The sequence below is a fragment of the Micromonospora chokoriensis genome (assembly GCF_900091505.1).
Classification (GTDB): domain Bacteria; phylum Actinomycetota; class Actinomycetes; order Mycobacteriales; family Micromonosporaceae; genus Micromonospora; species Micromonospora chokoriensis.
Map to the genome: position 1 here is coordinate 6,816,176 of NZ_LT607409.1, position 24,654 is coordinate 6,840,829.

Below are 24,654 nucleotides of genomic sequence, written 5' to 3' on the forward strand. Positions count from 1 at the left end.
CGGACGGTGGGGCACGGCCCCACCGGCCGTTACCGTGTGAGCGTGGACGCCATCGACAACAGCCGCCAGATCTCCCTCCCGGCCACCTTCAACTTCCGCGACGTCGGTGGCTACCTCGGCCACGGCGACCGGTCCGTACGCCGGGGCCGCCTCTACCGCTCCGACTCGCTGCACCGCCTCACCGAGCAGGACGGGGACGCGTTCGCCGCGATCGGCGTCCGCACCGTGATCGACCTGCGCCGCCCCAGCGAGGTGGAGCGCGACGGCCGGGTGCCGGCCTACCAGGGGCTGACCTACCGGCACATCCACCCGGAACACGACGACTGGTCGGGTACGCCGCACGAGGAGGGTGCCAGCCTCGCCCGGTACCTCGCCGACCGTTACGCCGACCTGGCCCAGACCGGCACCGCCGGGCTGGCCGAGGCGGTCGGGCTGATCGCCGACTCCGCCAACGCCCCGGTGGTGGTGCACTGCGTCGCCGGCAAGGACCGCACCGGCATCGTCTGCGCGTTGACCCTCGCCGTGCTCGGCGTCGACGACGCGGACATCACCGCGGACTACGCGTTGAGCAGCGAGGCGTCCGCCCGGTACAGCGCCTGGCTGGCCACCGTCACCCCGGACGGGGCGGACGTGCCGGCGCCGTTCCTGGCCTCCCCCGCCGAGGCGATGCAGATCTTCCTCGACGAGCTGCGGGCCGGGCACGGGTCGATCGAGGCGTACCTGCGGCACGCCGGGGTGACCGACGAGCAGCTCGCCGCCCTCCGCGAGCACCTGCTCGACGAGGCGTAGACCCAGCGAGGTTGGCCGGTCCGCTCCGGACGGGCCAACCTCGCGACGGGCGTCAGAGAACGCGCTGCACCCAACCGTGCGCGTCGGGGGTCTTGCCGCGCTGGATGTCGACCAACTGCTGACGGAGCGACATCGTGACCCGGCCCGGCTCGCCGCCACCGATCAGGAACTCGCCGTCCGGGAAGCGGACCCCACCGATCGGGGTGACCACCGCGGCGGTGCCGCAGGCGAACACCTCCCGCAGGTGCCCGCTGGCCGCGTCGGCCTGCCAGTCGGCGAAGCTGACCGGTCGCTCCTCGACCTGGTGCCCGGCCGTCGCCGCCAGCGTCATGATCGCGTCGCGGGTGATGCCGGGCAGGATCGTGCCGGTCAGCGGCGGGGTGACCACCGTGTTGTCGTCGTAGACGAAGAAGACGTTCATGCCGCCCAACTCGTCGACGAACCGGCGCTCCACAGCGTCCAGGAAGACGACCTGGTCGCAGCCGGCCTCGATGGCCTCCGCCTGGGCCGCCAGCGACGCGGCGTAGTTGCCGCCGCACTTGGCCGCGCCGGTGCCACCGGGGGCGGCCCGGGTGTAGTCCGGGGAGACCCAGACGGTGACCGGCTTGACCCCACCGCTGAAGTACGAACCGGCCGGTGAGGCGATCACCAGGTAGAGGTACTCGTTGGCTGGGCGGACGCCGAGGAACACCTCGCTGGCGAACATGAACGGCCGCAGGTAGAGGCTGCTGTCCTCGTCGGTGGGGATCCAGTCCTGGTCGATCTCGATCAGCTTGTGCAGCGAGTCGACGAACACCTCGGGCGGCAGCACCGGCATGGCCATCCGCTGCGCCGACGCGACGAACCGGGAGGCGTTGGCGTCCGGACGGAACATCGTCACGCCGCCGTCGGCCGTGCGGTACGCCTTCAGGCCTTCGAAGATCTCCTGCGCGTAGTGCAGCACGGCGCTCGCCGGATCCATCGGGATCGGCCCCCGCGCCTCCACCCGGGCGTCGTACCAACCCTTGCCCTCGGCGTAGCGGATGGTGACCATGTGATCGGTGTGCACGCGGCCGAACCCGGGGTTGGCCAGCAGGGCGGCCCGGTCGGCGGCGGATACCGGCGCGGGATTCGGACGGATCTCGAAGTCGAGCTTGTCACCACCGCTCATCGCGCTGACCTCCCTGCGGGACAACGGCATGCGGGATCGCACACCGACATGGCTGTGCCAGAAAACCTACCCCGAACGTCCGTTCAGCGGGTAGCGCCGTCCGGGCAGGACCGCGTGCCGCGCAGGCCGACGCCGGGATGGTCAGGCTACGGCGTGGGCGGCGAGCCGGTCGCCGACCTCTTCGGTCCGCAGCGTCACGCCCGGGGTGCGGGTGGCCAGTTCGGTGGCGACCGCCGCGTTGACGCGGGCGGCGGCCTCGGCGTGCCCGAGCTGCTCCAGGAGCAGGGCGGCGGAGAGCACCGCGGCGACCGGGTCGGCGACGCCCTGACCGGCGATGTCCGGCGCCGAGCCGTGAACCGGCTCGAACATCGAGGGGTACGCCCCCTCGGGGTTGATGCAGCCGCTGGCGGCCAGCCCGATCCCGCCGGTGACGGCGGCGGCGATGTCGGTGAGGATGTCGCCGAAGAGGTTGTCGGTGACCACGACGTCGTACCGCTGCGGCTGGGTGACCAGGAACATCGCGGCGGCGTCGACGTGCTGGTATTCGGTGGCGACGTCCGGGTGCTCGGCGGCGACCGCGTCGAAGGCCCGCGCCCAGAGCGACCCGGCGTGGGTGAGCACGTTGGTCTTGTGCACCAGGGTGACCTTGCGCCGCTCGCGGCGGCCGGCGCGGGCGAACGCGTCGCGGATCACCCGCTCCACGCCGTGCCGGGTGTTCAGGCTCTCCTCGGTGGCGACCTCGGCGGGGGTGTCCCGGTGCAGCGAGCCACCGGCCCCGGCGTAGAGACCCTCGGTGCCCTCCCGCACCACCACCAGGTCGACCTCGCCCGGCTTCACGTTGCCGAGCGGGCCGGCGACGCCGGGCCAGAGCCGGGACGGGCGGAGGTTGACGTACTGGTCGAAGGCGAATCGGAGCTTGAGCAGCAGACCCCGCTCCAGCACACCCGGCGGAACCGTGGGGTCACCGACCGCGCCGAGCAGGATCGCGTCGTGCCCGGCCAGCTCGGCCAGCACGGAGTCGGGCAACACCTCTCCGGTACGGTGCCAGCGGGCCGCGCCGAGGTCGTACTCCGTGGCCTGGACGCCGGGCAACACCGCGTCGAGGACCTTGCGGGCCTGCGCGACCACCTCGGGTCCGATGCCATCCCCGGCCACCACCGCGATCCGCGCCACGACCGCACTCCTCTGCTCAACGGTTCCGTACCGGGCAACGGTACGTCGCCGTCCCGCCTCCCGGTACGCGGCTTCCAGTATTCGGGATTCTCGGATGCACAGCACCCTCTCAGCTGGGACTCATGGGGCGATCATCTCCGCTGCCTACCGTGGTGGTCGGCGGGTCACGGGGGCCTGCTGACCATCGGGGTCGCGACGCCGCGACGCCACGTGCGAGGGGACAGATGCCATGCGCATCGACGAGCAGCCGAGGACCCGCTGGCCGGACCTGTCCGCGTTCCGCAACCGGCGGCCGGACCTCCGACTCGGCAGCCGCCGGCAGCGCATCGACCCGGCAGCCGCCACCGACGGCCGCATCGCTGTGCAGCACACCGTCCGCACCGCGACCGCTGAGTACACCCTCCTCCTCAACGCCCCCGCCTGGCTCGGCCGCCGGGGCGTCGGCGAGGCACTACGCGACAGCGTGGCGGAGCTGCGCGCCATCGACCTCACCTACGGCCCCAACCGTCCGGACAGCCTGGTCTCCCGCCTGCGTCGAGGCGAGATCAGCCCCGACTCGTACCCACCCCTGGCCGACCTGGTGGACCGCTGCACGGCGATGCGCGCCGCCACCGACGGGTGGTTCGACGCCTGGGCGGTGCCCGGCGGCTTCGACCCGGGCGGCCTGCTCGGCGGCTGGGCGGTCGAGCGCGCCGCCGAGAGGCTGCGCGCCGCGGGCGTCCACGACTACGCCGTGCTCTCCGGCGCCGACCTCGTCGTCCGGGGGCACGCGCCGCACGGTGGGCCGTGGCGGGTCGCCGTGCACCACCCGACCGCCCCCGAGCGCGCGCCGCTGGTGTTGGAGATGACCGCCGGCGCGGTCGGCACCTCCGGGGTGACGGGAAGGCAGGGACATGTGGTGGACCCGCACACCGGCGAGCCGGCCGACCACCTCGTCGCCGCCACCGTCGTGGGCCCCGACCTGACGATCGCCGACGCCTACGCCACCGCGCTGTACGCGGCCGGGCCCACCGGCCTGTCGTGGTTCCGTGGCGACTCCGACTATCGCGCGCTCTTCGCGCACCGACGCTGAACGGAAGACTGTCGCAGCGAGCCCGTCTCCCCGCGGTGCTCCGGCCCGATTCGCACCTCGGCCGCCCCTGCCGGTGAACCCCGTCGCCGGTGGTGGTCGGCCGGTCGGGCCTTGCGATCGGCCCCCACGGTCTCGGCAACGACCGTGGGGGCCGGTCAGCGACGAGTGCGCGTGGCTCGCACAATCGAGGGGTGCGGACCGGTCGGGCCGGACGTCGACCGCGCCACCCGAAGACGGGCCGGCGCCTCGACTCGGCCAGTGACCGCAGCACGTACGCTAGCGAATCGACGCAACTCGACGCAAGAGTCTCCACACCGGACCGTCGTGACCGGAGACTGCGGAATTCGGCTGCTGGGCTGGCGGCGAGGCAGTTTCGACATGGTGAACGCCGGATGGCACGCTGTCCGCCGTGAGTTTCGATCTGAGTGTGTGGGCCCTGGAGGACGGGGCGACGCCCGAGGACGTACGGACAGCGGTCGACGGTTGCCGTCAGGGGCGACACGTGGACCGTTACCCGGACCCGAGGGTGGTCAGCTTCTACCGGGCCATCACCGCCTCCTATCCGGACCGCCATCCCGGCCCGAACAGCCCGTGGGCGGTGGCGCCACTGCACGCCGCTCACGACCACGTCGAGCTGAACCTGCACCCGACCTGCGCCGACCAGGTGCTGCTGGACATCGAGCGGTTGGCCGGCGAGCACGGGCTCATGCTGTTCGACCCGCAGGACGGCTCGGTCTACCCGCCCCCGGCCCGGATGCCCGGCTGACCCGGGTCACCTCACCCCGGACACGACAAGGGGCCCAGCGGATCGCCGGGCCCCCATGGTGCTGTGTCGTCGACTACTCGTCGCGCAGGTCGGCCGCGCTGGCCGCCGTGGCGCCGATCGAGTCGGCGGCCGAGGTGAGCAGGTCCGCGCCGAGCGCCTGGTCGACGGTGAGCGTCATCAGCGTCTCGCCACCCGCCTCACGCCGGGCCACCTGCATGGCCGCGATGTTGATGCCCGACTCGCCGAGCAGCGTGCCGACGGTGCCGACGACGCCGGGCCGGTCCGCGTAGCGCAGGAAGAGCAGGATGCCCTCCGCGCCGATCTCCACGTCGAAGCCGTCCACCTCGGTCAGCTTGAGGACGTCCCGAGCGCCGGAGTGGGTGACCGTGCCGGAGACGCTGACCGTACGGCCGTCGGGCAGCGCGCCACGCACCGTGACCAGGGTGGACTGCTCGGCCGTCTCGGCCAGGGTCGCCAGGGTGACCTCGACGCCGCGTTCCGCCGCCAGGTGCGGGGCGTTGACGTAGGTGACCTGCTCCTCGACGACCGAGCTGAACAGACCCTTGGTGGCGGCGAGCTTGAGCACCGACACGTCGTGGCTGACGATCTCGCCGCGCACCTCGACGGTGACGCTGGCGGCGACCCCACCGGCGACAGCGGTGAACGCCCGACCCAGCTTCTCGGCCAGCGGCAGCAGCGGCCGGACGTCCTCGGCGACCACACCACCGGCCTGCACGTTCACCGCGTCCGGGACGAACTCGCCCTGCAACGCCAGCTTGACGCTCTTGGCCACGGCGAGACCGGCCTTGTCCTGCGCCTCGTGGGTGGAGGCGCCCAGGTGCGGGGTGGCCACCACGTTGTCGAAGGCGAACAGCGGCGAGGAGGTGCACGGCTCCTTGCTGTACACGTCGACGCCGGCGCCGGCGACCCGACCCTCGGCGATCGCGTCGGCGAGCGCCTGCTCGTCGACGAGCCCGCCACGGGCGGCGTTGACGATGCGGACGCCGGGCTTGACGATCGCCAGCTCCTTCTCACCGATCAGCCCCACCGTCTCCGGCGTCTTCGGCAGGTGGATGGAGATGAAGTCGCTCTCCCGCAGCAGCTCCTCCAACCCGACCAGACGTACGCCGAGCTGCGCCGCACGGGCCGGCTGAATGTACGGGTCGTACGCGATCAGCCGGGTGCCGAAGGCGGCGATGCGCTGCGCGAAGAGCACCCCGATGCGACCGAGCCCGACCACGCCGACGGTCTTGCCCTGCACCTCGACGCCCGTGTACTTCGACCGCTTCCACTCCCCCGCCTTGAGGGCGGAGCTGGCGCTCGCGGTGTTGCGGGCGACGGCGAGCAGCAGTGCGACGGCCTGCTCGGCGGCGGAGACGATGTTGGAGGTGGGCGCGTTGACGACCATGACGCCCCGGGCGGTGGCCGCCGGCACCTCGACGTTGTCCAGTCCGACGCCGGCCCGGGCGACCACCTTGAGTCGCGGCGCGGCGGCGACCGCCTCGGCGTCGATCTGGGTCGCGCTTCGCACGATGACGGCGTCGGCCTCGGAGAGCGCCGAGAGCAGGGCCGGACGGTCGGTGCCGTCGACGTGACGGACGTCGAAGTCGTGGGCGAGCACCTCGATGGCGGCGGGGGCGAGTTCTTCGGCGATCAGTACGACAGGATTCATCGGTCCTCGTAGAGGTCGTGTTTGCGATCGGCCCGGGCGGCGGGGCGCCGCACTGCGCCCCGCGCTGATCCGTGCCGTGGCCGTCAGGTGCCGGGTGCTGCACCTACAGGCGATCGTAGGGGCCGCGCTGCCCGGCATGTTCCGGTCTGCGGGGTGAGGGCCCTCACACGCCCGGTCGAGCGACGGACATCAGCAGTTCACCTGACCGAAACGGTTGCGCCGGCCCACTACAAACGGATTCAGGAACCACGCTGAGGGAGGCGTCCGTGCCGATCGCCGTACGTGTCGCCCTGCTGCGGCAGCTCAGCCGCGTCGATCTCGCACGGTTCGGGCCGACGTTGGCTGAGGCGTTGGTCACCCGGTCCCAGCAGGTGAGGATCCGACGCCGCTTCGTGCGCCGGCGGACCGCCGCCGCCGACGAGGCGGTCGCGCTCTACCGGCGGCTGGTCCACGACCGACCGGGTCGGCACGAGGTGGGACGCGCGCGGGCGCGGGACGTGAGAACGCGACCGCCCGGCCGTGTCGTGCACGGCCGGGCGGGTGACGCGAACGTCAGGCGGTCTCGGTGATCGGGCGGTCGACCCAGCTCATCATGCCGCGCAGCTTCTTGCCGGTCTCCTCGATCGGGTGCGCCGCACCCTCGGCCTGCCACTTCTTGAAGTTGGGCCGGCCGGCCTCGTCCTCGGCGACCCACTCGCGGGCGAACTCGCCGGACTGGATCTCGCCGAGGATCTTGCGCATCTCGTCCTTGACCCGGGAGTCGATGATGCGCGAGCCACGGGACAGGTCGCCGTACTCGGCGGTGTCGGAGATGCTGTAACGCATCTTCGCGATGCCGCCCTCGTACATGAGGTCGACGATCAGCTTCAGCTCGTGCAGGCATTCGAAGTACGCGACCTCCGGGGCGTAGCCCGCCTCGGTGAGCACCTCGAAACCGGTCTGCACCAGTGCCGAGGCACCGCCGCAGAGCACCGCCTGCTCGCCGAAGAGGTCGGTCTCGGTCTCCTCGGTGAAGGTGGTCTTGATCGCGCCGGCACGGGTGCCGCCGATCCCCTTGGCGTACGCGAGGGCGAGCGCGAGGGCGTTGCCGCTGGCGTCCTGCTCGACGGCGACGAGGCAGGGCACGCCCTTGCCGTCGGCGTACTGGCGGCGGACCAGGTGACCCGGGCCCTTCGGCGCGACCATCGCCACGTCCACCTCGGCCGGAGGCTTGATCAGGCCGTACCGGATGTTGAAGCCGTGGCCGAAGAAGAGCGCCTTGCCCGCGGCGAGGTTCGGCTCGATCGACTCGGTGTAGAGCTTGCGCTGGGCGGTGTCCGGCGCGAGCACCATGATCACGTCGGCCTCGGCGGCGGCCTGCGCCGGCGTGAGCACCCGCAGGCCCTGCTCCTCGGCCTTGGGACGGCTCTTCGAGCCCTCCGGCAGACCGATCACCACGTCGACGCCCGAGTCGCGCAGCGACAGCGCGTGGGCGTGACCCTGGCTGCCGTAGCCGATCACCGCGACCTTCCTGGCCTGGATCAGGCCGAGGTCGGCGTTGTCGTCGTAGTACACCTCAACGCTCATGAGAACTTCCCTTTCGTACGACGGCCGGGGCGGCCCGTCGTGGTTTCTGTGGTTGGGTCCGGGAGGCCCGCCGGGGCCGACCGGTGGCGGTCAGGCGGCCCGGAGCGCGGGACCGGCGGTGATCGAACGCGAGCCGCGTCCGATCGCCACCAGCCCGGACTGGACCATCTCCTTGATGCCGAAGGCCTCGAGGTCGCGCAGCAGCGCGTCGAGCTTGTCGGGGGTGCCGGTGGCCTCGATGGTGAGCGTGTCCGGTGCGACGTCGACGACCCGGGCGCGGAACAGGTTGACGGTCTCCAGCACCTGGGATCTCGCGGCGCGGTCGGCGCGGACCTTCACCAGCAGCAACTCCCGGGCAACCGACACCTGAGGATCCAACTCGACGATCTTCAGCACGTTGACCAGCTTGTTGAGCTGCTTGGTGACCTGCTCCAACGGGGACGACTCGGCGTTGACCACGATGGTGATCCGGGAGACGTCCGGGTTCTCGGTCTCGCCGACGGCGAGGCTGTCGATGTTGAATCCGCGGCGGGAGAACAGGCCGGAGACGCGGGCGAGCACGCCGGGCTTGTTCTCCACGAGCACGGACAGGGTGTGCATGGTCACTGCGTCTCCTTCTTCATGCCCTCACGGCCCTCGCTGCGCTCGGTGCATTCGTTCATGACTAGATGTCGTCCTCGTCGAAGACCGGGCGGACGCCGCGGGCGAACATGATCTCGTCATTGCTGGTGCCGGCGGCGACCATCGGCCAGACCATCGCGTCCTTGCCGACCACGAAGTCGATCACCACCGGGGCGTCGTTGATCTCCATGGCGGCGGCGATGGTCTTGTCGACGTCGGCCGCGTTCTCGCAGCGCAGGCCGACGCAGCCCAACGCCTCGGCGAGCTTGACGAAGTCGGGGATGCGGTGCTTGTGCGTGCCCAGCTCGGTGTTGGAGTAGCGCTCGTTGTAGAACAGCGTCTGCCACTGCCGGACCATGCCGAGGTTGCCGTTGTTGATGACCGCGATCTTGACCGGGATGCCCTCCAGCGCACAGGTGGCCAGCTCCTGGTTGGTCATCTGGAAGCAGCCGTCACCGTCCACCGCCCAGACCACGGTGTCCGGCTTGCCGACCTTCGCGCCCATCGCCGCCGGCACCGCGTAGCCCATCGTGCCGAGACCACCGGAGTTCAACCAGGTGTGCGGCTTCTCGTAGGAGATGAACTGGGAGGCCCACATCTGGTGCTGGCCCACCCCGGCCACGAAGATCGTGTCGGGGCCGGCGATCTCACCCAGGCGCTCGATCACGTACTGCGGGGAGAGCGTGCCGTCGGACGGCTCGTCGTAGCCCAGCGGGTAGCGGTCGCGCAGGTCGTCCAGTTGCGTCCACCAGTCGCCCAGGTCGGTGGTACGCCCCGCCGACCGCTCGACCGTCACCGCGGCGATCAGCTCGTCGATGACGTGCTTGGCGTCCCCGACGATCGGCACGTCCACGTGCCGGTTCTTGCCGATCTCCGCCGGGTCGATGTCCGCGTGCACCACAGTCGCGTCCGGGGCGAACGAGTCCAGCTTGCCGGTGACCCGGTCGTCGAACCGCGCGCCCAGCGCCACGATCAGGTCCGACTTCTGCAGGCCGTAGACCGCGGCCACAGTGCCGTGCATGCCGGGCATCCCCAGGTGCTGCCGGTGCGAGTCGGGGAACGCGCCCAGCGCCATCAGCGTGGTGACCACCGGGATGCCGGTCAACTCGGCCAGCCGGCGCAGCCCGTCGGTGGCGCCGGCCTTGAGCACCCCGCCGCCGACGTAGAGCACCGGCCGACGGGCGCCGGCCATCAGCCGCGCCGCCTCCCGGATCTGCTTGCCGTGCGGGTGCAGGGTGGGCCGGTAGCCGGGCAGGTCCAGGGTGGGCGGCCAGGCGAAGGTGGTCGGCGCCTGGAGCACGTCCTTGGGGATGTCCACCAGCACCGGGCCGGGCCGCCCGCTGCTGGCCAGGTGGAACGCCTCGGCCAGCACCCGCGGGATCTCCTCGGCGGTCTGGACGAGGAAGTTGTGCTTGGTGATCGGCAGGGTGATGCCCTGGATGTCCGCCTCCTGGAAGGCGTCGGTGCCGATCGACGGACGGGCCACCTGCCCGGTGATCGCGACCATCGCCACCGAGTCCATGTACGCGTCGGCGATCGGGGTGACCAGGTTCGTCGCGCCCGGGCCGGAGGTGGCGATGCAGACGCCGACCTTGCCGGTGGCCTGCGCATACCCCGTCGCCGCGTGCCCGGCGCCCTGCTCGTGACGCACCAGGATGTGCCGGACCGTGGAGTCGTAGAGCGGGTCGTACGCCGGCAGGATCGCGCCGCCCGGGATGCCGAAGACGACGTCGACGCCGAGCGCCTCGAGGGACCGCACGAGCGAGCCGGCCCCGGAGACCTGGGCGGGAGCGGAGGGCCGTACCGCCGGAACGGCCGCGGTCGCCGCGCTGCGTGCGGCGGCCGGGTCGACGTCGACGCTCGGGTCGGCGGCCGCGCGGGCCCGGCGGGCGGTGTGGGCGAGGGTCTCGGGCGTGGGTCTCGTCATGGCGGTTCTGGCCTTCGGCTGGAGTGGCTGGTGGCTAGTCAAGCGTTGCGACACGGGCGGGGCCCGCCTCGCCAGGTTCCGATGGCAATAAAAACGGCCCTCGTGCAGATGCACGGGGCCAGCGCACTCTCATCAGGGAGAGTGCGCTCAGGTAAGTACTCGCAGCGACCGGTGTGACGACATGCGGCTAAGCCTGACGCATCTCACGCGATGAGTCAACTGATCCCACATGTTGGTTAACGGACGTCGGCGCGTCGCCCGGCGACGCGCCATCGGCAGCCGGGCTGAGCTGCGCCGACCCACCCGGATTCCGACGTGGCGCGGGCACCGGAGCGGGCCGCGCACCCGGTGAGGTCGCCGCCTCCAGCATCGCCTCCAGGTGCTCGGCCGGCACCCCCCAGCCGAACAGCGCGCCCTGGCCGAACCGGCAGCCGGCGGCCACCACGGCGGCCAACTCGGTCGGCGTGGTGACCCCCTCCGCGATCACCTCCAGCCCCAACTGGTGCCCCAACCGCATGACGATGTCGACCATCGGCGCGAACGCCGGACCGTCCTGGTCGACCGGGCGGACCGGCTCGTGCTCGGCGACCAGACTGTGGTCGATCTTCAAGATGTCGATCGGGAGGCGACGCAACTGCCCCAGCGACGAGTAGCCGGCCCCGAAGTCGTCCAGCGCGATCCGGACACCCGTCAACCGCAGCGCGGTCAGCCTCCGGATCAGCTCGTCCAGGTCGGTGGCGACCGCGTGCTCGGTGACCTCCAGCACCAGCCGCTGCGGCGGCACGTGGTGGGCGCGCAGCGCCTCGGCGACCTGGACCACGTACTCCGGGGCGTGCAACTCACGCGGTGACACGTTGACCGACACCCAGACGTCGTGCCCGTCCGCCAGCCAGCGGGAGAGCTGGTAGCAGGCCTGGTGCAGCACCCAGGCACCCAGCGGGGCGATCATCCCGCACTCCTCGGCGAGCGGGATGAACTCGTCCGGACGCACGTTGCCCAACTCGGGGTGGCGCCAGCGCAGCAGCGCCTCCGCGCCGACCGGCCGTACCGACGGCAGTGACGCCACCGGCTGGAAGGCCAACCGCAGCTCGTCGCGGTCGATCGCGCCGCGCAGCTCGTGCTCCACCGCCGTGCGCCGCCGCAACAGCTGGTCGTAGGCGGCGTCGTAGCGCTCGATGCGGTTCTTGCCACGCTGCTTGGCGTAACGCAGGGCCAGGTCGGCGTGGCGCAGCAGCAACTCCACGTCGGGTTCGCCGGCCCAACCGGCCACCCCGATGCTGACCGACAGGAAGACCGGCCCCTCCGGCTCGTCGTACGGCCGGTTGAGCACCCCGAGCAACCGTTCGGCGACCCGGTCCGCCTCGGCCGGCCGGCCCTGCATGAGGACGGCGAACTCGTCGCCGCCCAGCCGCGCGGCCACGTCGCCGGGGCGCAGGTTGCCACGCAGCCGCCGGCCCACCTCGGCCAGCACCGCGTCGCCCACGTCGTGGCCACGCATGTCGTTGACGTTCTTGAAGCCGTCCAGGTCGAGACCGAGCAGGGCGCGGGGAGTGCCCGTCGCAGCGCTGTCGTGCAGTGCGCGGAGCAGGCCGCGCCGGTTGGCCAACGACGTCAACGGGTCGGTGTGCGCCAGCTCACGGAAGTGCGCCTCCCGCTCGGCCAGGCGGTCCGCGTACCCCCGGACGTCGCGGAGGGTGACGTACTGGCGTGCCACCAGGGCGAAGCCCTCCACGCTGCCGGCCACGATGCCCGCCGCGGTGAACCGGCCGTCCTGGGCGAGGTGGTACATCGCCGAGCCGGCCATCGCCAGCATCGGGGCGATGGCGTACTCACCGTCGCGGCCGATCAGGTCCAACTCGACCTGACCCGGCCGGTCGGCCCGGTGAACCGCGAAGGCGACGGTCGCCAGGCCGACGGCGAGCACCGCCGCGCCGGCCAGCGCCATCGTCGGCCCGGCCTGGCAGAGCCCGGTGCTGAGGCCCAGCCCGCCGCAGGTCACCGTGGTGATGCCGACACTGAGCGCGGCGAGTCGCCGACGCGGGCTCGCGGCGCGGAAGACCACGATCACGGCGAGACCGGCGGCGAGCGCCGCGCTCACCGTGGTGACGAGAATCGCCGGGCAGGCCATCGGGGTGGCGGCGCCGAGCAGCCGGGTGGGATCGGAGAAGAGCACCCAGCCGACGAACCACAGCGCGGCGGCCATGACCAACCCGTCCAGCGCGAGGCGGGCCGTTCCCGTCGCGGTCGCGGCCACCCCCGGCAGCCGCAGCAGACCGGCGGCGAAGAGCAGCCCGCTCACCGCCGTGCCGATCGCCACCACTGTCGCCCAGCCCGTGCGCTGCCCCTGCTCGTGGGCCCAGTGCTCGTTCGCGGTGAGCGCGGCGAGAACCCCGATCAGCAGGCTGACCAGCGCTCCCCCGGCGGCGGCGGCGAGCAGCACGTGTGCCGGTCGGCGCGACCCGGTGCGCCGTCCGGCGACCACTGCCAGCAGCCCGGCGGCCGCAGCGGAGACGAGCCCACTGAGCACCGCGACGGCGACCATGCCCGGGGGGAGATGCACGCCTCCAAGAGTGCCGGATGGGCGTACGCCGTGGGGGGCTGGGTGTGCATCTGTTGGGACACAGGGCCTACCGGGGAGGTTCGGCGCGGTGGCGGTGTCATGCTGGTACGCATGCCTGAGCTGCGATCGAGGACTTCCACACACGGTCGGACGATGGCCGGCGCCCGGGCCCTCTGGCGGGCCACCGGGATGACCGACGACGATTTCGGCAAGCCGATCGTCGCCATCGCCAACAGTTTCACCCAGTTCGTGCCTGGTCACGTACACCTCAAGGACATGGGTGGCCTGGTCGCCGACGCCGTCGCCGAGGCCGGCGGGGTGGGCCGGGAGTTCAACACCATCGCTGTCGACGACGGCATCGCGATGGGTCACGGTGGCATGCTCTACTCGCTGCCCAGCCGTGAGTTGATCGCCGACGCGGTGGAGTACATGGTCAACGCGCACTGCGCGGACGCCCTGGTCTGCATCTCCAACTGCGACAAGATCACCCCCGGGATGCTGCTGGCCGCGCTCCGGCTCAACATCCCGACCGTCTTCGTCTCCGGCGGCCCGATGGAGGCCGGCAAGACGATGGCGATCGAGGGCGTGGTGCACAGCAAGATCGACCTGATCGACGCGATGATCGCCTCGTCGAACGAGACGGTCACCGACGAGCAGCTCGGCGAGATCGAACGCTCCGCCTGCCCGACCTGCGGCTCGTGCTCCGGCATGTTCACCGCCAACTCGATGAACTGCCTCACCGAGGCGATCGGGCTGGCGCTGCCCGGCAACGGCTCGACGCTGGCCACCCACGCCGCGCGACGGTCGCTCTTCGTCGAGGCCGGCCGCACCGTCGTGGACATCGCCAAGCGGTGGTACGACGGCGACGACGACTCGGTGCTGCCACGCGTGGTGGCCTCCAAGGCCGCCTTCGAGAACGCGGTCGCCCTGGACGTGGCGATGGGCGGCTCCACCAACACCGTGCTGCACCTGCTCGCCGCCGCCCGGGAGGCGGAGATGGACTTCGGCGTCGCCGACATCGACGCGATCTCCCGGCGGGTGCCGTGCCTGGCCAAGGTCGCGCCCAACTCCCCGAACTACCACATGGAGGACGTGCACCGGGCCGGCGGCATCCCCGCGATCCTCGGCGAACTGGACCGGGCCGGGCAGCTCAACCGGGACGTGCACGCCGTGCACTCCCCCTCGCTGGCGCAGTGGCTGGCCGACTGGGACGTCCGCGGCGGCTCCCCCAAGCCGGAGGCGGTCGAGCTGTTCCACGCCGCGCCGGGTGGCGTGCGTACCGTCGAACCGTTCTCCACCACCAACCGGTGGTCGTCGCTGGACACCGACGCGGCCGGTGGCTGCATCCGCGACCGCGACCACGCCTACTCCGCCGACGGCGGGCTGGCCATCCTGCACGGCAACCTGGCACCGGCCGGCAGCGTGGTGAAGACCGCCGGCGTGCCGGACGACTGCCTGACCTTCCGCGGCCCGGCGAAGGTGTACGAGTCGCAGGACGACGCGGTGACCGCGATCCTCGCCAAGCAGGTCGTCGCCGGGGACGTCGTGGTGATCCGGTACGAGGGCCCCAAGGGCGGTCCCGGTATGCAGGAGATGCTCTACCCCACCTCGTTCCTCAAGGGACGCGGGTTGGGCCGCTCCTGTGCGCTGCTCACCGACGGCCGTTTCTCCGGTGGCACCTCCGGTCTCTCCATCGGGCACGTCTCCCCCGAGGCCGCCTCGGGAGGGCTGATCGCCCTGGTGCACGACGGTGATGAGATCGTCATCGACATCCCGAGCCGGTCGATCTCCCTCAACGTGCCGGAGGACGAGCTGGAGGCCCGACGGGTGGCGGAGGAGAAGCGCGACAAGCCGTACACCCCGACCGACCGGCAGCGCCCGGTGTCGGCGGCGCTGCGCGCGTACGCCTCGATGGCCACGTCGGCCAGTGACGGCGCCTACCGCCGCGTCCCGGAGTGACCGCCGCCCGCTGATACCGGGGTGTCCCACTGGCTCGGACACCCCGGTATCGGCGAAACACGGTCCCCGGATGTCGGTCGGGTGGGCTAGCGTGTCGTCGATCAATTCGGGGGAAGCCCGGATTCCTGCGGGGAAGAGGCGTGTACGTGGCATTTGGCAAGAAGTCCGTGGCGGTGGCGGTCTCGGCGCTCACCGTGTTCGCTGTCTCCGCCTGCGGCACGACGTCCGGCGGGTCCGGCGGTTCCGACGCCGCCAAGCAGCCCAGCGTTCTTGAGCTGTTGGCCAGTGACCTGAAGGGGTCGCTGCAGAAGACCGCCGACGCCACCACCAAGAGTGACTCGGTGACCGTGAGCATGACGGGCACCGCAGGCGGCGAGAAGGTCGAGATGAAGGGCGTCATCGACCTCGGCGACCCGGTCAAGGCCGAAATGACGACGAAGGACCCGAAGGGCGCCTCGACTGTCGTCCGGATGATCGGCGGGGTCGTCTACGTCGAGATTCCGGCGGAGGACCGCGCGGACATGAACGGCAAGCGCTGGATGAAGATGGACCTCAGCGAAGCCGGCAAGCAGGCGGGGATGAACGTCGGCAAGCAGTTCGAGGACATCGACCCGACCAAGCAGGTCAAGACCCTGCTCGCCACCGAGGGCACGAAGGTGGTCGGGCAGGAGACGGTGAACGGGGCGGCCACCGTCCACTACACCGTCACCGTGCCGGTGGCGACCCACCTTGAGCAGATCGACGCGAAGCTGCGGGCTGGCGTCGAGCAGCAGATGACCAAGATGGGCGTCAAGGAGATCATCACCGACCTGTGGGTCGACGAGCAGTACCAGCCCCGCCGGGCGGCCATGAAGATGGGCCCGTTGGGCGACCTGGTGATGGACTACACCGACTACGGCAAGGCGGTGACGGTTGAGGAGCCGCCGGCGGCGGAGACCCTCGACTTCGCCGAGATGCTCAAGGGTCTGCAGGGCCTGACCACGAGCTGACCAGCCATAACGGCACTGCCCGGCCAGCGCGGAGACGCGTTCGGCCGGGCAGTGCCGTTCCCGGGCCCTCGTCGCGCCCCGCTGGCAGCCGATCCCGGGTCAGCCGAGTTCGCGCAGGTCGAGGGCTTCGGCGAGGAGGCGTACGCCGTCCTCGTCGTGTCGGTGCACAGTGCAGCCGGCGCGGGTGAAGCGCACGGTGACCACCTGCCCGGCGTGCCGGGCGGCCAGCCGCCACAGTTCCGGCTCGGGGTCGACGACGTCGCGCGGTCCCGAACGGGGCACCGGGATCGGCGCTGTCGGGTCGGTCGGGGCAGCCGCGGCGACGGCGTCGGTCAGGCACTCGATGCACCAGGCGAGCGCGGCGGCCAGGCTCGGCCGGTGGGGAACGTCGTCGGGGCGGACGGGTGCGGCGAGCGGCTGCACCTGCACCGACCAGCGCACTCCGTCGGTGAGCAACGGGTCACCCGCGTGGCGCCGCAGGTCGGTGACGGTGACCGACACGGTCTGGTGCAGACGGTGGTTGCCGCTGCAGGTGAAGCAGGGCAGCGCGGACGGGCGCAGGCCGGCGCCGCAGCAGTGCGGGCAGTCGGGGTCGGCGGGGCGCCCGCCGAGCCGGCAGTCGCAGGCGCGCAGCCGGCTGGGTGGCCGACAGTCCGGGCAGGGCCGCCCGGCGACGGGTTCACCCAGCCAGGGCGGGTCGGGTGGTGCGTAGCCGCGGGTCACCGGCACATCCACGCGGCGAAGCACCTGACCGGTGGGTTGCTCCGCGAAGGTCTCCACCGGCTCACCGGGGCGAAGGGTGGTGTGCCACCACCGGCCGTTGCGCCAGAGGGCCTGCGCGCCGGGCAGTTCGTCGCCGTTGGTCGCGTCGATGCAGTCGGCCAGGACGCGGCGTTCAAGCTGGTCGACGTCCACCTCCGGGTCGGCGGGTGGACGCGGCGAGTCGGGGCGCAGTAGTCGGGCGGCGGCCGCCAGGCCGCGCTCGGCGAGGCCGGTGAGTGCGGCGGTCGCGGAGGTGGAAGCCAGCACCTCCGGCAGGTCCCGATACCCGCCGGGCAAGCCGGACGGCACCGGGGAGCCAGGCACCTCGTACCGGACGGTCCACCCGAACCCCGCGCCGTGCCGGCGGGCCTCGACGACCAGGTCGAGCAGGAGCAGGTCGGCCAACGCGCAGAGCCGGGCCAGCCGGGCGGCCGGGTCGACGGTCGGCGCGACCGTGGATCGGCCGAGCACCAGCCGCCAGGCTGCGTGGTCGGCCCGCAGGATGGCCTGCGCCTCCAGCTCGTGTCGTCGCATCGCGGGCAGGTCGGGTCGCCACTCATTGGTCAGCCACAGCGATGGCGCGTCGGCTTCGGCCACGACCGCGCCGACAGTGGCGGCCAGGTCGCGTACCCGGGAAGCAAGGTCGACCACCCAACGGCCCGCCGGGTCGCGGTGGGGGTGGAGGCTGCCGGGCACGACCTGCTGGGACGCGACAGCGCCGGTGTCCAGGTTGGCGACCGAGACCACGAGCTGCGCCCGCCGCCGGCCGCGCCGGCCGCAGCGATAACAGGGGTACGCGACGTGGCCCGCGCCGCGACACTGCTCGCAGCTCCGGTATGCCTCCCGAGGCGGCCCGAGCACGTCGGCGTCGGCGAGGAACCGGTCGCCGTAGGTGGTGCACCGGCACGGTTCCAGTGTGAAAGTCATCCCGTCGCAGTCCGGGCAGACGACGACGGGCGCGGCGGTCACCGACACCGCCGGGACGCGCAGTGACCGTCGTGCTCCATCCGCCGCACGCACCGCTTGCCGCCGTCGAGCGGCAGGTCGCAGAACACCCGGTGGCGTACGCCCTGCGCGTCCTCGGCGGACACCGTGGTCTCCCCAGCGTCCACCTCGGACAGGAAGCTCAACGAGCGGGCCAGGGTGCCGGCGAAGTGCTGGGCCGCCGGCAGGTCAGCGGCGGTGAACGGCAGGTGCGCCACCCAGCGGGCGCTCATCGGCGGGCCGCCAGGTCCTCGCGGGCCCGCCGGGACTGCCAGCACTTCAGCGCGTCCTTGATCCGCTCGGTTTCCCGCCGGCTGCTGCCCAGCGCCGCGTACACCTCGGCGAGGTCGTGGGCAACCCGGTCGAGGAACTCGGCGACCTCCACGGCGTCCACCCCACGTCGGCCGCGCCGGGTGAAGCTGCGGTCGCGGACCTGCCACGGCTTCAGGGGTACGTAGTTGGCCGCCCGGTAGAACGCCGGCCGGGGTGGCTCGGCCCGGAGATGACGGAGAAACGCGCGCACGAAGCAGCACCACCCTTCCTCGCAATTGTTCGACGTCCATTGGCGTGGGAATTGCGCGTCCATCGCCGTTGTCGGGACCATCTTGTAAGGTCAGAGACACCATTGCAATGAATGTCCAATCACACTGTTCCGGTATTTGCGCGCAACATTTCCCTGTTGCAGAACGGCTGTCGGGATGTTGCAAAACTCAACAGGAAGGAGAGCCGGGTGGCCGATGACATGGGCTCGACGGTGCCCCGACGCCAGCTCGGCAGGGCGCTGCGTGACCTGCGCACCGAGGCGGGGGCGACCCTCGACGCGGTCGCCGAGGCGCTGGAGTGCAGCCGCCAGAAGGTGTGGCGGATCGAGAGCGGGCTCGGTTCGGTGCGCGGCGTCGACGTCCGAGCGATGTGCGAGCTGTACGGGGCGACGGGCGAACTGACGCGGGCGCTGACCGCACTGGCCGGCGAGACGAAAGCGAAGGGGTGGTGGCACGCATACGGCGACGCCGTCCCGGAATGGTTCGAGCTGTACGTGGGCCTCGAATCCGCCGCTTCGAGGCTTCGCTTCTACAAGAACAGTCTCGTGCCTGGCATCCTCCAAAGCCGCGACTACGCCCGGGGCATCTACCGCATCGACCAGCCCGACATGAGCGACGACGACCGGGAGCGCGCGGTCGACCTCCGCCTACAACGGCAGTCCCTGCTGACCCGTCGTCTGCCACGGGCTCCACAGGTGCAGGTGGTGCTCTGCGAGTCGGTGCTCCTCCGGCCGGTGGACGACGCCGAGACCATGGCCGGGCAACTCCACCACCTTCTGGCGATGACCCGGATGTCGAACGTGTCGATTCGGATCTTGCCGCTCACTGCCGGCCCTCACTATGGTGCGGTGGGCGGCGAGTTCGTTCTTTTGGACTTTCCGCTCGGTAACCGAAGCACTCCCGAGCCGCCTGTGGTCTACAGCGAATCGTGGACAGGCTCGCTGTACCTCGACCGGCCCGCCGAATTCGCCGCCTACGAGAAGGTCTGGGCGGGGCTGCTCGACCGCAGCCTTGATGAGGGACAATCGTTCCAACTGATCAATAAGATCATCGGGGAGGTCCACCATGGCTGATCTGACCGACGCCCACTGGCGCAAGAGCACCCGCAGCGGCGGCAACGGCGGCGAGTGCGTCGAAGTCGCCGACAACCTGCCCGGCCTCGTCGCCGTACGCGACAGCAAGGACCCGCACGGCCCTGCCCTCGCTTTCCCCCCTGCCGCCTGGGCCACGTTCGTCCAAGCGACCGACACCTTTCGCTGAGGCTTCGGTGGGTGCCCGGGAGTCGCCCGGACACCCACCCACCTTCGGGACGAAGCGTTCGAGATTGTTCGAGGTCCGTAAGGTCCGGCAGGGGCTTAGCAAGCTGGCACCACAACGCCAGCGGTCGGATCTACCGCAGGTCAGCGCCTACTCAACGAGGCACCGGACGCGGCGGGGCATCTCGTCGTAGTGAGGCTGGTGGCGAGCATCGCCCTCCACCGGTCTGTTCATTCCATCCGCAAGGGAATAGTGAGGTTACGAGATCGCGAGCGTACGGACCGAGTTCAGCGACCTGCTCCGTGCGATGGCACGGCGTGACTGGGACACGGTGGACCAACTCCTCGACGGGTTGGAGACTTCCGGGTGGCACGGTGGTAACCAGGTGATCGGCCCTGCGTTCGCCATCGCGATCAACGATCGCTTCGCCGTCGGCCACTCTCCCACCGACGTCGCTCGTTTCGTGACCGAGACTCGTGCCCGGTTCCCTGGCGCTGAATCAGTCCCCACAGTGAAGATGGAAGGGCTCGCCCGCACGGCCCTCGGTGAGGTCGGGCTGATCGACAGTCTCAGTCCGGAGACCGCCCTTCAGATGCAGATCATGTTCCTCGGCAAGCTTCTGCAAGACCGCGACCCCAACGAGGCGCAGTTGGAGGAGTTCATCGCCGACGTGGAGCAGACGGCTGCCGAGCACATGTAATCGGCAGGGCTGCATGCCACCTTCATCTCCGATAGTGTCCGTTCGACCACGCAAACGTGAACTCGTCGCGCGATCGTCGGACGGAGGCGGCATGGCCAGCATCGAGGAAGTCAAGGCGGCGCTGATGCAGGCCGCCGAGCAGGGCAATGTGTCGGTTAACCAAATCCGTGCCGCCGCCGAGAACACCGAGCAGATGTTGACGCGGCTACGTGCCATCGCCGCCGGCACCGGGCACCCGACGATCGCCGAAGCCATCGCCCGAGGCGAGCAGAGCAAACAACGCCTGGCCGAGGCCATGACTCTGGTACAGGGCAGTTCGGAGGCTGCACGCCGCTACATCGGCGTGCTCGGCTGAACACCGTGCCTCCACGATGAGCCTCGGCGACGTCAAGGCGGCTCTCCGCGCGGCCATCGAAGCGGCCCGCCAAGGACAGGAAGTCTTCGATCAGGCCTCTGCCGAGGCGAAGACAGCGACCGCAGCGGCAGAAGCCATTCTGAATGACAGCCGAGACGAGGACGTGCGAGCCGTTTACCAGGCACTTGCCGCCGCGAGCGCGGAGGTTGAGCCGACCCGCCGCCGATTCGTCAACGCTGCCGAGCACGCGACCCGCTACCTCAAGCAACTCGGATGAGCGGCAGCATCGGTGAGCTCGTCGCGCAGCTTCTCGCCGTACGCGGAAAGCTTGATGCCGCCGCCGTCACGGCCCTGCGCGCCCGCACGGACGCGGAGCAGGCCCTGGCCCTCTTGGACGATGTCCGACGGGGTAGCAGCGACCGCGAGTTGCGGGAGGCCGCAACCGACGCCGCAGTGGCCCGTGACAAATCCGGGCGCTACGCCCGCCTGCTGGCCGACGCCGCCCGGCACATCACCCGGTATGTCAACACCATCGCCCCTGGTGCAGGGTCATCCGGGCCAGACGATGCCGCATCACCGTCGGGCGAGCGCCTGATGGAGGAAGCCGAAAGCCGCAGCCGGAAAGCCGAGGCGTTCCTCCGCCGCCACGTCAAGAAGGCAGACGACTCCGAGGACACTCTCAAGCAGACCGAGCAGTCGATCACCACTGGCCTGCGCGAGCTACAGAAGAGCCTTAAGGGCTCGGGGTCTACTGGTAGCACGACGTCGACCTCTGCCAACCCCGGCGCGCCGGCTGACCGTCCCCAGTTGGAACACCCCGTCACATCAGTCATCATGGCTGCTGGCGCGGTCGTCGTGGGTCTTCGAGGGGTCTGGAACATGGCAAAGAAGCGCCGCGAAAGGAACCGATCTGATGAGCAGCCCTGAAATGGTCGACTACATCCGAACGATGATCAGAGGCGACCACGCGGCTAACGACCGCGTCGAGGCCCGTCTCGACGAGCTTGGCTGGGAAGGCTTCCCGACCCTGCTCGGCGCGGTCTTCTACTTCGCGGTCAACCGACGCTTCGATGAGCGGACCACCCCTGGTGAGATCATGCGGTTTGTGGCCGACATGCGGGCGAGCACCCCGGCCGGCACACCAGAGATCGACGCCAACGCGGCCGAGCAGCTGATCAGCGCCGCAGTGAACCCGAACATCGCGACGGACATCGATCCCCAGATGGCCGGAAGAGTTCAAGGTCTGGTGATCCTGCGAATCCTGGGTCAGGGCGCTATATCGGACGAGGATCTGGACGCGCTTCTCGCCGAGGCAACCGAGCTCGCCAGCCGGGTGTAGGTCGACTCCGTACTCGAGAGGGTTACGGTGCCCCACTTGCAGGGATCGTCGCGATCATGACAGCCGGCAAGGGCTGACGGATGGACTGTCGGCCCGGCAGAATGATTCCGTGAAGGCCTATGTCGGAGTGACCGACGGGGATTGGTCGCGGTTTCTGGCTGCTCGCCCGCACCTCACCGAAGTCAACTTTTGGCGTCCTGCGGGTTCTCGGGTCTTTCGCGCGCTGTCACCCGGCGAGCCCTTCTTCTTCAAAAGCCACCACCCGCACAACAGCGTGGTGGGCGGCGGCTTCTTCAGCGGGTTCGCGCAGTTGCGCATCTCAGAGGCGTGGGACCTGTTCCGGGAGGGAAACGGGGTCCCGGACCTCGCCGCGATGCGGCGAATCGTCGGACGCTACCGGTCTGATCCGATCGCCGCCTCAGAGGACCCGCTTATCGGCTGCGTCCTCATCCGCGACACCGTCTTCTTCCCCGCCGATGAGCCATCCGAACCGCCGCCACTGTTTGCCCCTAACGTTGTGCAGGGCAAGGGTTACGACGTCGCGGACCACGCCGCGTCTGGGTACTTCGAGATGTTGATGGGACGACTGCTCGGAGCATCCGTCGAGATCGACCTCAGCCAGCCGTGGCACCGGCCCGGACCGGTGTTCGGAGATCCGCGGCTGATGCCGAACCGGTTGGGGCAGCAGTCGTTCAAGGCTGTGGTGCTTGACGCGTATGGCCGCCGGTGTGCGATCACCGGTGACCGGATCCAGCCGGTGCTCCAGGCGGCACACATCAGGCCGCTGCCGGCGGGTGGCGAGCACAGGTTGGACAACGGGCTGTTGCTCCGGTCCGATGTGCATACTCTCTTCGACCACGGCTACTTGGGCGTCGACCCCAAGTACCGCCTGATGGTCAGTCCCCGCCTACGGGCCGAGTTCGGCAACGGAGAGCAATTCTATGCCCGTGCCGGCACCGCGATCGCTGTTCCGGCCGCAGCTCGCGACCGTCCGCATCGTCAGTTCCTCGAATGGCATCTCGACGAGGTGTATCAGGCGGCCTGACCGAGGGCACCTGAGGCCTGGGCGTCGGCGAGCCCGGTGTCTCAGGCCGTTCCGCGTGGTTTATTCGCAGGGAACGGCCGCAAGGCCAGGAAACCAGAGGGCACAGCCATGCTGTTGAGTTTTCGCTTCGCCAACCACCGGTCGTTCCGCGACGAGCAACAACTCAACCTCACGCCGGCTTACCGCACTGACGAACACGAGCATGCGGTCCGAGTGGCCGGCATCTTCGGTGCCAACGCCTCTGGTAAGTCCAACTGCCTGGACGCTCTGGCCTTCATGCGCCGCTTCGTGATCTTCTCTGATCGAGACGTCGAGCCGGGGCTCGGCGTGGCTCGTGAGCCGTACCTCATGACGGCTGAAGCCCTCGAAGCCCCGTCCCACTACGTCGTCGACCTTGATCTCAACGGGGTGCGGCACACCTACGGTTTCACCCTGGACAACGACGCCGTCCTTGACGAGTGGCTCTACCACTATCCGCTGAAGAGGAAGCGGCGGGTCTTCGAGCGCAACGGCGACACCTTCGCCTGGGGTGAGGACTCGAACCAACGTCTGCTGCTGGAGCGGATCGCTGAGGTCACCGCTCCCACCGCCCTCTTCGTCAGCACCGTCGTCCGCTTCGATCACCGACAAGCCGCGCCGGAGGGCGACCCACTGCGCGCTGTCTACCGGTGGTTCCAACGCATGTTCACCCGGAGCCAACCCCACGTGGGCGGCAGCTATCGATCCGGCTGGCCGCAGAGCGACGCCAGCCGGCGCACCCTGGTCGAGCTGTTGCGGGCGGCCGACGTGGGCATCGTCGACGTGGTCGAGGTGGCCACCACGGTGACCGACGAGCAGCCCGCGCTCTTCCGGCCCTCAGACTTGGCCGCCAACGAGCGAAGGATGCTGCGGAACGCACGCAACAGGGCGAGCCGGGAGCGGAGGCGGTTGACGTTCGCCCACCAGGGCCCGGCAGGCGAGGTCCAATTCGAGTTGGCCGAGGAGTCGACCGGAACCCAACAGCTACTCGGCCTCGCGATCGAAGCCGCCGATGTTCTCAGCCAGGGCGGCACCATGTGCGTGGACGAGATAGACGCCAGCCTGCATCCACTGCTCACCGCGAAGCTCATCGGCCTGTTCCAGTCCGCCGCGTCGAACCCCCGGCACAGTCAGCTCATCTTCACCAGTCACGATGCGGCTCTGCTTGGCACCATCGACACCGAAGAGATTCTGCACCGTGACGAGATCTGGTTCGCGGAGAAGGACGCCGATGGGGCATCCACCCTGTATCCGCTGACCGAATTCAAGCCGCGCAAGGAGGGCGAGAACCGCCAACGGCGGTACCTCAATGGCAACTACGGCGCGGTTCCGGACCTTTCGACGTATCTGTTCGAGCAGGCGCTCGCGGCCCGAGGACCGGTGGATGGCGAAGTCACAGACTGACCAG

At 70.3% G+C, this 24,654-nt stretch carries 25 protein-coding genes; 15 read left to right on the forward strand and 10 right to left on the reverse strand.

Features of this window, described 5'->3' with window-relative positions; all coding sequences use genetic code 11:
* Positions 1-6: 6 nt before the first annotated feature.
* Positions 7-789 carry a tyrosine-protein phosphatase gene (locus GA0070612_RS30855; protein WP_088991103.1) on the forward strand — a complete coding sequence of 261 codons (783 nt, stop codon included), beginning with the start codon at positions 7-9 and terminating at the stop codon, positions 787-789.
* Positions 790-841: 52 nt separating this feature from the next.
* Here the strand turns inward: GA0070612_RS30855 and GA0070612_RS30860 are convergent, their stop codons facing one another.
* Together GA0070612_RS30860 and GA0070612_RS30865 are read right to left on the reverse strand one after the other, a co-directional pair.
* The gene (locus GA0070612_RS30860) at positions 842-1,939 is read right to left on the reverse strand and encodes a branched-chain amino acid aminotransferase (RefSeq protein ID WP_088991104.1); all 1,098 of its coding nucleotides are present in this window, start codon (positions 1,937-1,939) and stop codon (positions 842-844) included.
* Positions 1,940-2,080: 141 nt separating this feature from the next.
* Positions 2,081-3,112 (reverse strand): 3-isopropylmalate dehydrogenase, encoded by a 1,032-nt coding sequence (locus GA0070612_RS30865; protein ID WP_088991105.1) that lies wholly within the window; start codon positions 3,110-3,112, stop codon positions 2,081-2,083.
* 229 nt (positions 3,113-3,341) lie between these two features.
* Here GA0070612_RS30865 and GA0070612_RS30870 point away from each other — a divergent pair, with 229 nt between their 5' ends.
* Together GA0070612_RS30870 and GA0070612_RS30875 are read left to right on the forward strand one after the other, a co-directional pair.
* The gene (locus tag GA0070612_RS30870) at positions 3,342-4,184 is read left to right on the forward strand and encodes an FAD:protein FMN transferase (protein WP_088991106.1); all 843 of its coding nucleotides are present in this window, start codon (positions 3,342-3,344) and stop codon (positions 4,182-4,184) included.
* Between the two features lie 409 nt (positions 4,185-4,593).
* Positions 4,594-4,950 (forward strand): hypothetical protein, encoded by a 357-nt coding sequence (locus GA0070612_RS30875; RefSeq protein ID WP_088991107.1) that lies wholly within the window; start codon positions 4,594-4,596, stop codon positions 4,948-4,950.
* A 73-nt stretch (positions 4,951-5,023) separates the two neighbouring features.
* Here the strand turns inward: GA0070612_RS30875 and serA are convergent, their stop codons facing one another.
* The gene (serA, locus tag GA0070612_RS30880) at positions 5,024-6,622 is read right to left on the reverse strand and encodes a phosphoglycerate dehydrogenase (RefSeq protein WP_088991108.1); all 1,599 of its coding nucleotides are present in this window, start codon (positions 6,620-6,622) and stop codon (positions 5,024-5,026) included.
* Positions 6,623-6,888: 266 nt separating this feature from the next.
* Here serA and GA0070612_RS30885 point away from each other — a divergent pair, with 266 nt between their 5' ends.
* Complete coding sequence (locus tag GA0070612_RS30885; protein WP_088991109.1) at positions 6,889-7,191, forward strand: hypothetical protein; 303 nt, start codon at positions 6,889-6,891, stop codon at positions 7,189-7,191.
* Here the strand turns inward: GA0070612_RS30885 and ilvC are convergent.
* The 4 genes from ilvC to GA0070612_RS30905 all read right to left on the reverse strand — a co-directional run bounded on the left by ilvC (position 7,175) and on the right by GA0070612_RS30905 (position 13,278).
* Positions 7,175-8,188, reverse strand: a complete 1,014-nt coding sequence (gene ilvC, locus GA0070612_RS30890) for a ketol-acid reductoisomerase (RefSeq protein WP_088991110.1) — start codon at positions 8,186-8,188, stop codon at positions 7,175-7,177. The genes GA0070612_RS30885 and ilvC overlap by 17 nt on opposite strands.
* A gap of 90 nt (positions 8,189-8,278) precedes the next feature.
* Positions 8,279-8,794, reverse strand: coding sequence for an acetolactate synthase small subunit (gene ilvN / locus GA0070612_RS30895; protein WP_088991111.1), 516 nt, complete (start codon positions 8,792-8,794; stop codon positions 8,279-8,281).
* A gap of 58 nt (positions 8,795-8,852) precedes the next feature.
* A complete protein-coding gene (locus GA0070612_RS30900; RefSeq protein ID WP_088991112.1) occupies positions 8,853-10,736 on the reverse strand; it encodes an acetolactate synthase large subunit in 1,884 nt (627 codons plus the stop codon).
* Positions 10,737-10,923: 187 nt separating this feature from the next.
* Complete coding sequence (locus GA0070612_RS30905) at positions 10,924-13,278, reverse strand: putative bifunctional diguanylate cyclase/phosphodiesterase (protein ID WP_408630595.1); 2,355 nt, start codon at positions 13,276-13,278, stop codon at positions 10,924-10,926.
* Positions 13,279-13,407: 129 nt separating this feature from the next.
* Here GA0070612_RS30905 and ilvD point away from each other — a divergent pair, with 129 nt between their 5' ends.
* Together ilvD and GA0070612_RS30915 are read left to right on the forward strand one after the other, a co-directional pair.
* Positions 13,408-15,255: a dihydroxy-acid dehydratase gene (ilvD, locus tag GA0070612_RS30910; RefSeq protein WP_088991882.1), complete on the forward strand. Its 1,848-nt coding sequence runs from the start codon at positions 13,408-13,410 to the stop codon at positions 15,253-15,255.
* Positions 15,256-15,395: 140 nt separating this feature from the next.
* Positions 15,396-16,244, forward strand: a complete 849-nt coding sequence (locus GA0070612_RS30915; RefSeq protein ID WP_088991114.1) for a LolA-like protein — start codon at positions 15,396-15,398, stop codon at positions 16,242-16,244.
* A 99-nt stretch (positions 16,245-16,343) separates the two neighbouring features.
* Here the strand turns inward: GA0070612_RS30915 and GA0070612_RS30920 are convergent, their stop codons facing one another.
* Genes GA0070612_RS30920 through GA0070612_RS30930 form a run of 3 tightly spaced genes read right to left on the reverse strand, consistent with a single transcriptional unit; the run spans position 16,344 to position 18,513 of the window.
* Positions 16,344-17,933 (reverse strand): hypothetical protein, encoded by a 1,590-nt coding sequence (locus GA0070612_RS30920; protein WP_157742648.1) that lies wholly within the window; start codon positions 17,931-17,933, stop codon positions 16,344-16,346.
* A gap of 38 nt (positions 17,934-17,971) precedes the next feature.
* A complete protein-coding gene (locus GA0070612_RS30925; RefSeq protein ID WP_088991116.1) occupies positions 17,972-18,223 on the reverse strand; it encodes a hypothetical protein in 252 nt (83 codons plus the stop codon).
* Positions 18,220-18,513, reverse strand: a complete 294-nt coding sequence (locus tag GA0070612_RS30930; RefSeq protein ID WP_231924404.1) for a DivIVA domain-containing protein — start codon at positions 18,511-18,513, stop codon at positions 18,220-18,222. The genes GA0070612_RS30925 and GA0070612_RS30930 overlap by 4 nt, the downstream gene beginning before the upstream one ends.
* 219 nt (positions 18,514-18,732) lie before the next feature.
* Here GA0070612_RS30930 and GA0070612_RS30935 point away from each other — a divergent pair, with 219 nt between their 5' ends.
* From GA0070612_RS30935 to GA0070612_RS30975, 9 genes are all read left to right on the forward strand, one after another.
* Positions 18,733-19,605, forward strand: a complete 873-nt coding sequence (locus tag GA0070612_RS30935) for a helix-turn-helix domain-containing protein (RefSeq protein WP_408630596.1) — start codon at positions 18,733-18,735, stop codon at positions 19,603-19,605.
* On the forward strand, positions 19,598-19,792 hold the full coding sequence (locus GA0070612_RS30940) for a DUF397 domain-containing protein (RefSeq protein ID WP_088991119.1): 195 nt from the start codon (positions 19,598-19,600) through the stop codon (positions 19,790-19,792). The genes GA0070612_RS30935 and GA0070612_RS30940 overlap by 8 nt, the downstream gene beginning before the upstream one ends.
* 304 nt (positions 19,793-20,096) lie before the next feature.
* On the forward strand, positions 20,097-20,489 hold the full coding sequence (locus tag GA0070612_RS30945; protein ID WP_088991120.1) for a hypothetical protein: 393 nt from the start codon (positions 20,097-20,099) through the stop codon (positions 20,487-20,489).
* 91 nt (positions 20,490-20,580) lie between these two features.
* Positions 20,581-20,844, forward strand: a complete 264-nt coding sequence (locus tag GA0070612_RS30950) for a hypothetical protein (RefSeq protein ID WP_088991121.1) — start codon at positions 20,581-20,583, stop codon at positions 20,842-20,844.
* 16 nt (positions 20,845-20,860) lie between these two features.
* Entirely contained in the window at positions 20,861-21,121 is a 261-nt protein-coding gene (locus GA0070612_RS30955; protein ID WP_088991122.1) for a hypothetical protein, read from the forward strand.
* Positions 21,118-21,771, forward strand: a complete 654-nt coding sequence (locus GA0070612_RS30960; RefSeq protein WP_088991123.1) for a M48 family metalloprotease — start codon at positions 21,118-21,120, stop codon at positions 21,769-21,771. Before GA0070612_RS30955 ends, GA0070612_RS30960 begins: the two co-directional genes overlap by 4 nt.
* On the forward strand, positions 21,758-22,183 hold the full coding sequence (locus GA0070612_RS30965; protein ID WP_231924405.1) for a hypothetical protein: 426 nt from the start codon (positions 21,758-21,760) through the stop codon (positions 22,181-22,183). Before GA0070612_RS30960 ends, GA0070612_RS30965 begins: the two co-directional genes overlap by 14 nt.
* 109 nt (positions 22,184-22,292) lie before the next feature.
* A complete protein-coding gene (locus tag GA0070612_RS30970) occupies positions 22,293-23,228 on the forward strand; it encodes an HNH endonuclease (protein ID WP_088991125.1) in 936 nt (311 codons plus the stop codon).
* A 108-nt stretch (positions 23,229-23,336) separates the two neighbouring features.
* Positions 23,337-24,650 carry an AAA family ATPase gene (locus GA0070612_RS30975; RefSeq protein WP_088991126.1) on the forward strand — a complete coding sequence of 438 codons (1,314 nt, stop codon included), beginning with the start codon at positions 23,337-23,339 and terminating at the stop codon, positions 24,648-24,650.
* The last annotated feature ends 4 nt before the right edge of the window (positions 24,651-24,654 follow it).